8 protein-coding genes are annotated in these 12,301 nt (G+C 69.0%); 4 read left to right on the top strand and 4 right to left on the bottom strand.

Features of this window, described 5'->3' with window-relative positions; genetic code table 11:
• Nucleotides 1-3: 3 nt before the first annotated feature.
• Nucleotides 4-1,002 (bottom strand): YafY family protein, encoded by a 999-nt coding sequence (locus JNB_RS13300; protein WP_009777006.1) that lies wholly within the window; start codon nucleotides 1,000-1,002, stop codon nucleotides 4-6.
• 108 nt (nucleotides 1,003-1,110) lie between these two features.
• On the opposite strand from JNB_RS13300, the gene JNB_RS13295 reads away from it, so the two are divergent.
• From JNB_RS13295 to JNB_RS13285, 3 genes are all read left to right on the top strand, one after another.
• Entirely contained in the window at nucleotides 1,111-1,800 is a 690-nt protein-coding gene (locus JNB_RS13295; RefSeq protein WP_040884828.1) for an alpha/beta fold hydrolase, read from the top strand.
• Between the two features lie 228 nt (nucleotides 1,801-2,028).
• On the top strand, nucleotides 2,029-2,607 hold the full coding sequence (locus JNB_RS13290; RefSeq protein ID WP_009777004.1) for a PadR family transcriptional regulator: 579 nt from the start codon (nucleotides 2,029-2,031) through the stop codon (nucleotides 2,605-2,607).
• 88 nt (nucleotides 2,608-2,695) lie between these two features.
• Nucleotides 2,696-3,787 carry an inositol-3-phosphate synthase gene (locus JNB_RS13285; RefSeq protein ID WP_009777003.1) on the top strand — a complete coding sequence of 364 codons (1,092 nt, stop codon included), beginning with the start codon at nucleotides 2,696-2,698 and terminating at the stop codon, nucleotides 3,785-3,787.
• Nucleotides 3,788-3,901: 114 nt separating this feature from the next.
• Here the strand turns inward: JNB_RS13285 and JNB_RS20580 are convergent, their stop codons facing one another.
• Both JNB_RS20580 and JNB_RS13270 read right to left on the bottom strand, forming a co-directional pair.
• Entirely contained in the window at nucleotides 3,902-4,612 is a 711-nt protein-coding gene (locus JNB_RS20580; protein WP_050766621.1) for a zinc ribbon domain-containing protein, read from the bottom strand.
• A gap of 17 nt (nucleotides 4,613-4,629) precedes the next feature.
• On the bottom strand, nucleotides 4,630-5,484 hold the full coding sequence (locus JNB_RS13270; RefSeq protein ID WP_009777002.1) for a hypothetical protein: 855 nt from the start codon (nucleotides 5,482-5,484) through the stop codon (nucleotides 4,630-4,632).
• Nucleotides 5,485-5,689: 205 nt separating this feature from the next.
• Between JNB_RS13270 and JNB_RS13265 the strand changes: the two genes are divergently transcribed.
• On the top strand, nucleotides 5,690-5,905 hold the full coding sequence (locus JNB_RS13265) for a biotin/lipoyl-binding carrier protein (protein WP_009777001.1): 216 nt from the start codon (nucleotides 5,690-5,692) through the stop codon (nucleotides 5,903-5,905).
• Between the two features lie 24 nt (nucleotides 5,906-5,929).
• Here JNB_RS13265 and JNB_RS13260 read toward each other — a convergent pair whose 3' ends face one another.
• Complete coding sequence (locus JNB_RS13260) at nucleotides 5,930-12,262, bottom strand: Ig-like domain-containing protein (protein ID WP_148232426.1); 6,333 nt, start codon at nucleotides 12,260-12,262, stop codon at nucleotides 5,930-5,932.
• Between the last annotated feature and the right edge of the window lie 39 nt (nucleotides 12,263-12,301).

Here is a 12,301-nt window from a genome sequence, read left to right as displayed (position 1 = left end):
CGCTCAGGTGGTGGGGGCCACAGCGGCCTGCAACTGCGCGGCAACCAACCTCATGGCGTCGACCAGTTCCGGCCCGCCCTCGACCCGCAGGGGCAGCGGAATGCGGGCCAGCCACTCCCTGGCGTACATCGTCGGGTTGCTCGTGCTGCCCACGAGAACACAGCCGTCGGTATGCCGTTCGAGGACTCCCATGGCCGGGTGCACCCACCGCTGTGCCTCCGTGAGAGACACGTCGAACACGACCCGCGTCTCGAACTCCCAGCCGATCCCGAGGTGCTCCTCGAGGGAGCTGACGGGGTCGAGGTCGGCCGGCGGCGTGAAGCTCTCGTCGAGGTCGACGACCTCGCGGATCCGGTCGATCCGATAGGTGCGCACGGCGTCGGCCCGGTGCGAGCGACACAGGAGGTACCAGCGGGTGTGCCGGACGACGACCGCCCACGGATCGGTGACGTCCTCCCAGGTCTTGCCGGACTCGCTGCCGTAGGTGATGCGCACCTGGTGGCGGTCGGCGCTCGCGGCCACGAGGGCGCTCGTCGTGGCCGGGTCCGGCCGCCTCGGGTAGCGATCCGGTGTGGCGCAGGCGTGCTCGCGCAAGGCGGCGGCTTCTCGACCGGCGGCCCGGGGCAGGGCCCGGACGACTTTGTCGAGCGCGGAGCCCACCGCGTCGGCCTCACCGTCGGCGCCGGTCGCGCTCGCGGCACTGGGGTGGCTGTCGATGACGGCCATGACGAGGCTGAGCGCTTCGGTCTCGGTGAAGACGACGGGGGCGAGGGCCGCGCCGCGACCCAACGTGTAGCCGCCGTGCGGTCCGCGCATCGACTCGACGGGTATGCCGGCCTCACGCAGGATCGCGATGTGTCGTCGCGTCGCGCGTTCGGTCACCCCCAACCGGCGAGCCAGCTCGCCGGCCGTGACCCCGGGCCGGTTCTGCAGCACCTCGAGGGTGAGCAGGGCGCGGGCGGTGGGGCTCAACTCTGCGGACGTGGCGGAATCGAAGGGCACGACGAAACGATGGCACGCCGGACGGCATACCGGAAGTGTTTCGTCCGCAACGCGACCTACGGTGGTCGGACCGAGCACGACACTTCCCCGACCCAAGGAGACCTGACCATGCACATCGTCCTCATCGGCGGACTCTGGCTCACCTCATCGGCGTGGGACGCCGTCGCGCCGGAACTCACCGCGCTGGGCCACACCGCGGTGCCCGTGTCACTGCCCGGTCAGGGCGATGGCGACGCGAGCGCGACGCTCGAGGACCAGGTGGCAGCGGTGCTCGCCGCGGTCGACGCAGCTCCCGAGCCTGCCGTCGTCGTCGGCCATTCGGCCGCCTGCAGCCTTGCCTGGCTCGCCGCCGACGCCCGGCCCGACAAGGTCGCATCGGTCGTGTTCATCGGTGGGTTCCCCGAGGAGGACGGCGCGACCCATGCCGACTTCTTCGAGCCGGTCGACGGACTCATGGGGTTCCCGGGGTGGGAGAAGTTCGCAGGACCGGACTCGGACGACATCGACGACGAGCTCAAGGCCTCCATCGCCGATGACATGGTTCCCGTGCCGGTGGGCGTGACCCGAGGGGTCGTGCACCTGCAGGACGAGCGGCGATTCACCGTTCCGGGGGTGCTGATCTGCCCGGAGTTCTCGCCGGCGCAGGCAAAGGAGTGGATCGACGGCGGTGACACCCCGGAGCTCGCGAAGCTCGAGAAGCTGGAGCTGGTCGACATCGACTCCGGCCACTGGCCGATGTTCACCCAGCCCGCAGCGCTCGCCCAGCTCCTGGCTGCAGCAGCCCCCACCACCACCTGACCCCACCCCTGCCCGACCCGCCCCTCCCCCCGACACAAATCGTCCAATAGGGCACGAATGGTTCTGGCTCCTGCCGCCATTCGTGCCCTATTGGACGATTGTGGTGGGCGCCGCGTCCCCACGATGTATCGCGCCGATATAACTGTCGGGTACAGTCCTGCTGACAAGGTCCGAGTTTGTCACCCCTGGTTCCGCTGAGGGGAGGCGGCAGCAGCAGGAGGTGGAGATATGAGCAAGCGTTCCGAGCTGCTCGACTTCGCTCTCCTCGGGCTGCTCCACGAGGGTCCGGCGCACGGCTACCAGCTGCGCAGCCGCCTCAATGAAGCACTGGGCGCTTTCCGGGCGTTGTCCTACGGGACGCTCTACCCGGCGCTGTCCGGACTCCTCGACCGCGGCCTCATCGCCCAGTCGACCTCGACCGGCAAGCCCGTGTCGGCCGCCAAGTCGGCCGGTCGCAACCGGATCGTCTACGAGATCACGGCCGCCGGCAAGGAGACCTTCGAGGACGCCGCCCGCCGGATCGACACCGCGGCCTACGAGGACGACGGGTTCGGCGTGCGCCTGGCCTTCTTCGGCCGCACCGAGGCCGACGTCCGGCTCCGCATCCTCGAAGGCCGCCGCTCCCGCGTCGAGGAGCAGCTCGAGACGGTCCGCGCCAACTCCAGCCGCAGCCGCGAGCGCCTGGACTCCTGGACCGCCGCCCTCCAGCGCCACGGCGAGGAGAGCACCGAACGCGAGGTCCGGTGGCTCACCGAGCTCATCGACGCCGAGCGGCGCCACCCCACAGACCCCGGCCCGCAACCCTGACCGGCTGACGGACCTGCCCCGCAAGACCAACCGAGCCACACGGCATACGCCGATTGACGGCACACACAAGAAGAAGGAGAACACCATCATGGGTTCGATTCGCGTCGCCATCGTTGGCGTCGGCAACTGTGCGAGCTCGCTCGTCCAGGGAGTCGAGTACTACAAGGATGCTGACGCCACCGCGTCGGTGCCCGGCCTCATGCACGTCACGTTCGGCGACTACCACGTCAACGACGTCGAGTTCGTCGCAGCGTTCGACGTCGACGACAAGAAGGTCGGCAAGGACCTGTCCGAGGCGATCAACGCCTCGGAGAACAACACGATCAAGATCGCGGACGTCCCCACCACGGGTGTCGAGGTCCAGCGCGGTCACACCCTCGATGGCATCGGCAAGTACTACGCCCAGACCATCGAGCTCTCGGGCGCCGAGCCGGTCGACGTCGTCCAGGCCCTCAAGGACGCCAAGGTCGACGTGCTCGTCTCCTACCTCCCGGTGGGTTCGGAGCAGGCCGACAAGTTCTACGCCCAGTGCGCCATCGACGCGAAGGTCGCCTTCGTCAACGCCCTCCCCGTCTTCATCGCCTCCGACCCCGTGTGGGCCAAGAAGTTCGAGGACGCCGGCGTCCCCGTCATCGGTGACGACATCAAGAGCCAGGTCGGCGCGACCATCACGCACCGCGTCATGGCCAAGCTGTTCGAAGACCGTGGTGTCACGCTCGACCGCACGTACCAGCTCAACGTCGGCGGCAACATGGACTTCAAGAACATGCTCGAGCGCGAGCGCCTCGAGTCCAAGAAGGTCTCCAAGACGCAGGCAGTCACGTCGAACCTCACCGGTTCGCTCGCGGGTCTGACCGACAGCCGCAACGTGCACATCGGCCCGTCGGACTACGTCGCGTGGCTCGATGACCGCAAGTGGGCCTACGTCCGCCTCGAGGGTCGCGCCTTCGGTGACGTGCCGTTGAACCTGGAGTACAAGCTCGAGGTCTGGGACTCCCCCAACTCGGCCGGCATCATCATCGACGCCATCCGTGCGGCGAAGATCGCCAAGGACCGCGGCGTCGGTGGCGCCCTGCTGTCCGCCTCGTCCTACCTGATGAAGTCCCCGCCGGAGCAGCGTCCCGACGACCTCGGTCGCGAGAAGCTCGAGGCGTTCATCGCTGGTACCGAAGAGCGGTGACGAGCGAAGCGAGGAAGCGCTCACACTAGACGCAGCGCGCTTGTGCTTTGATCACAACGAGAGACCCCCTGGAAGGGAACTTCCGGGGGGTCTCTTCATGGGTCTTGACCCGATCTAGGGACCAAGAAACACCACGGCGGCACCGTCGGCGCTCTGGCACCGGACCGGGCTGGCCGTGTCACAGGTGACGTCGTACCAGCGCTTGGTCACGGTGCTGTAGGTGCGGAACGGCTTGGGGTCGGTCGCCGCGCCCGCCTCGCGGTAGGCCTTGCGGACCGCGTTGCTGAACGCGCAGGACGTGTCCTTGTTGCCGGAGTATGCCGTCGCGACCGGATCGTTGCCGCCCTGGGAACATCGCCGGGCACCCGCGGGTAACGCCGTGGTCGAGGTGGGTGACGCGCTCGGCTCTGGGGTGCTCGGCTCTGGCGTGCTCGACTCCGAAGGGCTCGGCTCGGGCGACGGCTCACCTGACGGGCTCGCGGTGTCCGGGCCCGCGCTGGTGCTCGCGGAGGTGGCGGCAGAGTTCGGTGCGTCAGCCACGTCGGAGCCGAAGAGCTGACTCAGGACGAACGTTCCGAGGATGGTGAGCACGACGAAGGTCGCGACCATGGCGGCGATGCGACCCGGCGTGAAGTTGCCGCCGGGACCGTGGTGGCCCTCGGTCGGCGCGACCGGCTGGGGCTCAGTCGCCACGGGAGGTTGGGCGGGCACCGGCGGAAGGTCCGTGCCGACACCGAGGAGCGAGCCGAGCTCGACCCTGGCGCCGCAGCGCGTGCAGAAGCGCGCGTCCGGGATCAGATCGGCTCCACACGATCCGCAGTGCATGTCTGCGTTCTCCTGAATCAGGGGGCAAGGAGGACGACGGCGTTCGTCGTCGAGGTGCAACGCACCGGCGCCCCGCCGTCGCAGGACAGCGAGTACCACTTCTTCGTCACCGGGCTGAAGGCGCGCAACGTCGTCGCACCGTCGGGGGTGCCGGCCTTGCGGTAGGCCTCACGCACAGCGGCGGCGAACTCGCAGGACGTCCGTTCGGTCGCGGCATACGCCGTGGCGACGGAGTCGCTTCCGCTCGTGGAGCACTGGCGTGCGCCGGCGGGGATGGAGGCAGCGCTCGTCTTCGGGCTCGGCGGTGCCTCTGGCGTGGTCGAGGCACTGGGCTCAGCGGCCGAGGCCGACGGCGAGGGGTCACCCTCTTCGCTGGTGACCGGGGGAGCCACGGCGGTGGGCTCGGGGTCGTCGGAGCCGAAGATGCGGGTCAGCGCGAAGGTCCCGATGATGGTCAACAGGACGAAGGTCGCCACCATCGCCATGATGCTGGTGCGTGAGTGTCCGGATCCACCGGTGGTGGTGCCGGTCGCCGGCTGAGCGGGTGGGGCCTGCGGCGGGGACGACTGCGCTGATGGTGCTGGTGGCGGCGCAACCGGCGGCGCCTGGGGTCGCGGCAGCTCCGCGGTCTTGGTGAGGTCTTCCGGGGGCGTTGGTTCGTGAGCTCGTGCCGGCGCGGACCGTGACTCGGTGACCGGATCGGCGAGTGGCTCGTCGACGGGTTCCGGGGCGGGTGCAGGCTGGTTGCGCGGGGGCACGGGGGGCAGGTCAGTGCCGACGCCGAGGACGGATCCGAGCTCGACGCGCGCGCCACACCGCAGGCAGTAGACGGCGTCGCGAGGCAGGTCGACTCCGCAGGAGCGGCAATGCATGGCGTGTCCTTCAGGCAGGGGTGGCACCTTGCGGTGCCCGTTCAGAGCGAGCCCGGAAAGCAACGATGCGTTGGGGGGTCGAAGAACTTTCTGGGACGCTCCGGCCTTCAACACTAACGGGCGCCCACCACCTCCACGAGGTTCGCTCGTGGGCTGGGATGCGCCAAGGCGGGGTTACTGGCGCGTAATGGATACGGTCGCGGGTATGCCGCACCACGTCGTCTCAGACCTCGTCGCCAATGTCCTCACCATCGCCGTCCACGCGGGCGACACCGTCGAGGTGGGCGCCGAGATCGCGCTCCTCGAGTCGATGAAGATGGAGATCCCCGTCCTCACCGAGCAGGCAGGAACCGTCACCGAGGTCAAGGTCGAGGTCGGTGATGTCGTCCAGGAGGGCGACATCCTCGCCATCATCGAGTGACCCGCCTCGGGCCCGACGCGGCCGCTACCACTTCGTGTGGAGAGTGAACGCGGCTCCTGGTCCGTTGAAGGTGATGGCAAGGTCCGTGCCGTACTTGTTCACGTAGTACTCGCCGTTCCACGAGCCGTTCCCCCCGCCGCCCACGTTGAGTGGCGTCGCGCTGGTGAAGTTTCCGCCCACCGAACTGTGGTTGAACGTCACCGTGTAGGAGCCGGGAGTGAACCCGGTCACCGAGAAGGCGACACAGGGCTGACCGCTCGGTCCCGAGCACCCAGCCTTGGTGTGCACGTTGGTGAGCTTGCGTGGCTGGTCCTCGGTCGTCGCGGCGCGCGGGCCGACCGGGTCGCTCCATCCGGTGGGTGTGGCGTGTGCGCGAACCCTGAGCTGGTGGGACTCGGACCAGTCGAAGGTCTGGGCGTGACTCTGCCGGTTGTCGGGGGCGCGCCACCCACCGCCATCGATGCTGACCTGCACGTCGTCGATGGGGCGTCCGTTGGTCCGGAGGTCCCAGCGCCACGTGATGGTCCGTCCGCTCACCGAAGCGCTGAGGCCCGTCGGGGTGAGGGTGTCGCCATAGGGGGTGACACTGCCACTCTCACCCTCGGCGGACTCGCGACCGCCGGTGTTGACGGTCTTGGCCTTGATCGTCAGGGGGTCGATGCCCATGTTCGCCACCTTGAACGTCACCGTGGTCCCCGGGGTGCAGCCACACGCGTGCGTCCCTGATCTGCCGCCACCGCGCCATTGAATGGACTGGAAGGCACCCGCGCGCGGCTGGCCGACGGCGACGTGGATGACGACCGACTTGTCCGCATCCGGCGTCTCGGCACTCACCGACGGGTTGCTCGGCACTCCGATGGACGTGTAGGTCCAGGGGTTGCCCTGGGGCGACTCGAGGTCGGCGCCATTCGTGGCCGTGACGGTGTAGCTGTAACGGTTGCCGTCGTAGGGGATGGTGTCGGCGAAGGTGCGCGTCTGGGCACCGACGTTGCCGATCCGGGCCCCGTTGCGATAGATCGTGTAGCCCTTCAGCGGCGGACCGTTGGGGTTGGTCTGCTGGTTCCAGGAGACCGTGACCGACTCGGAGTCGTAGCCCGCTCCCGGTCCTCGGGTCGCACCGTTGACGCCGGTGACCGCCGGCGGGATGCCCGCGGACTGCATCTCCACCGCGGGCCCGAAGGGTCCGGCACCCGCGCCGTTCCACGCCTGGACCGCGACGGAGTAGGGCGTGTTGTTCGTGAGTCCGCTGGCCGTGGTGTTCGTCGCCCCACCGGCTGCCTGAACAGTGCGTGGCGCAGAACCCGAGCTCGTCGGGATGAGGCGAACGATGTACTTGGTGATCGGCGAGCCCTTGTTGGGGGCGGGCGACCAGGCGATGTTGAGCGTCCCGTCACCGCGAGACACCATCCGCACACCAGAGGTGGCTTCGGGCTTGGTGTCGGGCCGGACCGTGTTGCTCCCCGCGCTCGGGGGGCTGTCGCCGACCGCGTTGGTCGCGATGACGGTGAACGTGTAGTCCAGACCGTTCTTCAGGCCCGTCACGGTGCACGGAGAGGCGGAACAGTCGAGGGTCCCGGTGCTGCCACCGCTCCACCTGATCTTGTAGTTGGAGATGGTGACGCCACCGTCATAGTTCGGCGCAACCCAGGACACGCGAGCCTGGCCGCCGGCGATGCGGTCGGCCACGGCACTCACGTTGGTTGGCGCGGTGGGTATGCCGCGCATCGTCACGGTGACGCGACCCGCGGCCTGGCGACCCGGACCGTCGGACACGAGCAGCGAGATCGTGGCGGTGGGGCTCGGCTGCTTCGTCGCCTTCAACGTCAGGGTGCACCCACTGCGCGAGACCTCGATGCCGGTGCCGCTCTCGAGCGCGGCGGCCATGATGGAGCAGGACGGCTTCTCGAGCGGAGAGTCGAGGTAGCGACTCACGTCCACCGACTCCGACTCGCCCTCGTTGAGGCCGTCGACCTTGATGGGTCGCAGGCGCGGCGGGCCCAGAGCGGCGGCGGCCGCATCCTTGCCGGCGGCCGCAGCAGCTGCCGCTGCGTCAGCGTCCGACTCACGGCCCAGGACACGAACGGCGAACTTGACGGGCGGCATACCCTTCGACGTCACGGTCACCGAACCGGTGCCGCTCGGGGCGCGCTCACCGGCGCTGAGGCTGACGAGTCGACCACCGGTCTCGGCCTGCTCGAGGTTGGCACCCTTGGCCTGCGGGTCCCACTTCGCCTCGAACTTCACCTCGTCGAGGTTCATGCCGACGGGCAGCCAGGCACGGCAGTAGGTGGGGATGTCGACTTCGCGCGCACGTCCACCGGCGGCGAGGACGAGGGCCGCGTCGGGGCACCGCAGGAGCGGGACCTTGGGTCCCACCTGGATCGGAATCGACACGTATGCCGTCCGCGCGTCCTTGTCGTTCGCGTTCTCCGCGTCGCTGACCTCGAGCATCAGGGCGCCGGGGCCGATGTAGCCGCCGCGGGACGTCAGGGTGACCTCGGCGCGACCATTGGCCTGGGCGGACACGGACTCGCCGGGCGACGCCGACACCGTGGCCGCGGCAGTGATGCTGATGGCCTTGCCACGCGGGGACTTCACGTGGTCGGCGAGCTTGACCGACGTGGTCGAGTCCTTGTCCATCTCGATGAGCGTGCCCTCGACGACGAACGGGACACCGTTGTCGCCCGCGGGCACGTAGATGAGGGCCAGGGCGCGGGCCTCGTCGTCGTCCTCGATGACGTAGGGAACGGTCTGCGGGTGGTCGAGCAGGGTGACGCGGACCTTGCCGTTCTCGATCTTGCCCTGGGGTGAGAGGACCTCGACGATCTTGAGGGTGGCCGGGTCGGAGTCGATGTCCGTGTCGTTGGCGAGGACGTCGACGAGCGAGGTCGTCTCGCCCGGCGTGGCCTTGGCGACGTCGTCCTGCGCGATGGGCGGGTTGATGTAGCCCTTGACCCCACGCACGAGGACGGTCGTGCGCGACGGGTCGAAGATGCCGTTGTCGATGCCGTAGACGAACTCGTGCGTCGGTGCGGTCGGCTCGGGCGCGATCGTCGAGATCGAGTCCTCGTCCTCGTTGACGGTCCACTGCCGCTGGACGTCGCTGGGGTTGAGGTCCTTGTATTCCATGCGCACGGCGTCGCCGCGGGCGATGAGGTCGTTGCGCAGGACGTGGGCGGTGACCTTCTTGCCCGGTGCCGCGACGACCTCGTCCTCGACGGCGACCGGCGGCTGCGGGTCGCCGGGGCGCACCACACCCACCCGCACGAACGCCTGGCTCGTGGCGCCGAAGCGGTCCTGCACCTCGTAGCGGATGAGCTCGGTCCCGGCAGCGTTCGGATAACCCTCGTAGCGAATGGTCGACGGACCGATCGAGACGACGCGACCGAACTTGAGGTCGAGAGCGTCGGCGTCCTTGCCGACGATGCCGCGCATCGTCACCGTGTCACCGTCGGGGTCGACCCCTGTCGACGGGATGGTCAGGGTGACGGATTCGCCGGCGGTCACGGACCCTGAGAAGCTGCGGGCGATCGGCGCCTGGTTGGGCGTCGCCTTGGTCGGGAGGGGGTTGACGGTGACCGTCAACCGGCCGGTCTTCGCGCGCTCGGGTGAGCCCTCGGCATACGCCGCGTATTCGATGACGACGTCCTTGGGCGCAACCAGGGCCTTGAACTCCGGCACGTAGCGGATGAGGTTGCCCGACGCGAACGCCCGCGCCTCGCCACCGCCGATGACCTTGACGCTGCCCGGGTCGAGGACCAGGGGGATGCCGTCGGCCATGGTGTCGTTGTCGAGAACGCCGACCGAGACGCTGTCGCCCTCACGCACGTTGGCACGGTCGTCCTCGACGGTCGGGGACGCGCCCGGAAGCGGTGGACGCTGGACGACGTTGATCCGTCCTGTCGTGCGCTTGCTGCCGTCGCTGATCGTGTACTCGACCGTGCCCTGGCGACTTCCCTCGCCGCTGATGGGCGACGGCTCGAGGGCCTCGATGCGCACCCATCGACCCTGATAGATCGTCGGTCGCAGCCAGGTGTTGTCGCCGCTGACCGTGGCGCTCTGGGTGACGACGACGTCCGCGCGCGGGCTGTAGTCGTTGGCGAGGACGTCGACCATCGTCGGCGACTGGTCACGCAGCGTCGCACCGTCGGGAACGGCCACGGGCGGGGCTTCGGGGTCCGCGGGCTCGACGGTGTCGATCCGAATGCGACCGGGAGCCACCGTCCCGCCGGACTGGGCGGCATACGCCAGTTCGGTTGTCCCGAGCCCGTTCGGGGTGATCGTGACCACGCCGGTGGTGAGGTTGGTGTCGACGTCGAGAGGGCCGGACGGTGCGACCTCGCCGGCGAGCCGCAGGCGCGCGTCGGGATCGCCGGGGTCGGCACCGGGGATGTCGTTGCCGAGGGGCTCGAGCTGGACCGGCTTGCCCAGGACGGCGCGCACGACGTCGGGCTGGGTCTTGGGCGGCACCGCCTTGGGGTCCGAGAGGTCGAGGACGGTGAGGTCGACCTTGCCCTTGGTGCTCTGGCGTCCGTCGTTGATGGCGTACTCGACGCTCGCCGGGCCGGCCTCGTTGGGCGCGGTGATCCCGACCCGGTTCTGCCCGTCGATGACCGTCTTGGGGTCGATGCCGTCGACGGTGAGCGGATCGTTCTCCCCGTCCCGCCAGTCGCCGAGGACGGACGCTGCGACACGTCCACCGGAGACCACCGGATAGGTCGTCTTGGCGAGCTCGGCCTGGCCCTCACGCAGCTTCGGCGGAGTGTTGATGTCGTCGCCGACGACGGTGAGGATGATCTTGGCGCCGGACTTCTCCTTGGCCTTGCCGTTGCTCACCTTGTAGGAGAGCGTGATCGTCGACGCCGACGGGTTGGGCGGCACATTGACGTCGACGGTCTGGCCGTCGCTCGACACCGTGGCCGTGACATCCGTCGCGCTCGGCGCGGTGAGGTCCTTGGGGTCGATCGCCAGGATGGAACCCTTGGCGTCGGTGTCGTTGTCGAGCGGGTGGATCTTGCTCGTGCGACCGGGGCGGACCCGCAGCGGGTCGTCGATGGCCTTGGGCGGCTGACTCACCTGTTGGTCGTCAACGACGTTCTCGTCCTTCTTGTCGTTGTCGTCGTCCTTCTTGGTCGGCGGGATCAGCGCATCCCAGTTGTCAATCTTCTGCTTCGTCGAGTCGAGGTCCCACACGTCACCCGTGTCGAGGTGGTTGAGGACGATGTTGCCGCGGTTGACGCGGAGCGCGACGCCGTCACGGACGACGCCCTTTCCGCCACCGGCGAGGGTGCCCGCCGCGACGGGGGTGCTGCGGCCGCAGTTCGCGCCATAGAAGACGTTGCCCGTTTCGGCCCACGCAGCATGAACGCACCCGCGTAGGACGACAGGACGCGTCACGAGGGGCGGGTCGACCGAACGGTTGCCCTGCTCCTGGACCTCGACGCCACCGACTCCGGCGCCGCCACTGAGCTTGACGGGGCGGGCAGCGGCGATGTTGGCGATGATCACCGAGTCGGATTCCGGGCCGGGTTGCTGGAGTGCCGCGTATGCCGCACCCGCACCGAGCGCTGCACCGGCACTGATCGGCTCGTCACGTCCTTCGACGTGGAGCTCGTCCTTGGTGGGGTCGTAGAGGACCCACGTGTCGCCGACCGCAGTGATGTCGAGAAGGGGGGCCCGCACGCTCGTGGTCACGGTCACGGGCTTGGCCATGGCCTTGCCGCGCGGTGCGATCGTCACGACGCGACCGGTCTTGCCCGATGCCGCAATGACGTTGCCGGACAGGTCGACCGCGACCGAGGCGTTGCCGCCGATGGTGGCCAAGGGCTTGGCCGTCGTCGTGATGTCCTGCAGCGACTCGATGCCGTCCTTGGTGTCGACGCGCTGGGCCCACACCTTGCCGGTCTTGGGGTCAACCGTGGCGATCGTGCCGCCCCGCAGGTCCACGGTCGGCGGGGAGAACGTCGGCGCGTCACTCGAGGGCCGCACGGGGGCCGACGCACCGGACTCTCCGGAGGTGGCCGTCCGGACGTCGATCGGCAGCAAGGTGTTGCCGGTTGCGACGCCGACGACGGCGGCACCGTCCTGGAGGATGTCGACCTTGGAGCCGTCCGCGAGAGCGGTCGAGACGCCGGCGTCGAGCTGACGGGCCTGGGTGTTCAGTCGCGCGAACTTCGCCTGCGCCGACGAGGAGACCCACACTCCGCCATCGCCCACGTCGGCCTCGTGAACGGTCGAGCCCTGGCTGGTCACGGCGGCATACGTGAGCATCGACGCCGCCACGGCGACGACACCGATGGAAGCAATCCCCCGGCGCCCCCGCGGCGACCCCGCCACCCGACGTGAAGTGCGTTTCATGTGCTGACCTCACTCACCCGCGCGGGTGAGCATCCCCTT

This window comes from Janibacter sp. HTCC2649 (genome assembly GCF_000152705.1).
GTDB lineage: Bacteria > Actinomycetota > Actinomycetes > Actinomycetales > Dermatophilaceae > Knoellia.
This window is presented reverse-complemented; position numbering and strand designations above follow the sequence as displayed.

Excerpts from the sequence above, each read along its gene's own strand:
- JNB_RS13270 (WP_009777002.1), bottom strand. The coding sequence starts at position 5,484 with ATGCATTGCCGCTCCTGCGGAGTCGACCTGCCTCGCGACGCCGTCTAC.
- JNB_RS13265 (WP_009777001.1), top strand. The coding sequence starts at position 5,690 with ATGCCGCACCACGTCGTCTCAGACCTCGTCGCCAATGTCCTCACCATC.
- JNB_RS13285 (WP_009777003.1), top strand. The coding sequence starts at position 2,696 with ATGGGTTCGATTCGCGTCGCCATCGTTGGCGTCGGCAACTGTGCGAGC.
- JNB_RS13290 (WP_009777004.1), top strand. The coding sequence starts at position 2,029 with ATGAGCAAGCGTTCCGAGCTGCTCGACTTCGCTCTCCTCGGGCTGCTC.
- JNB_RS20580 (WP_050766621.1), bottom strand. The coding sequence starts at position 4,612 with ATGCACTGCGGATCGTGTGGAGCCGATCTGATCCCGGACGCGCGCTTC.
- JNB_RS13260 (WP_148232426.1), bottom strand. The coding sequence starts at position 12,262 with ATGAAACGCACTTCACGTCGGGTGGCGGGGTCGCCGCGGGGGCGCCGG.
- JNB_RS13295 (WP_040884828.1), top strand. The coding sequence starts at position 1,111 with ATGCACATCGTCCTCATCGGCGGACTCTGGCTCACCTCATCGGCGTGG.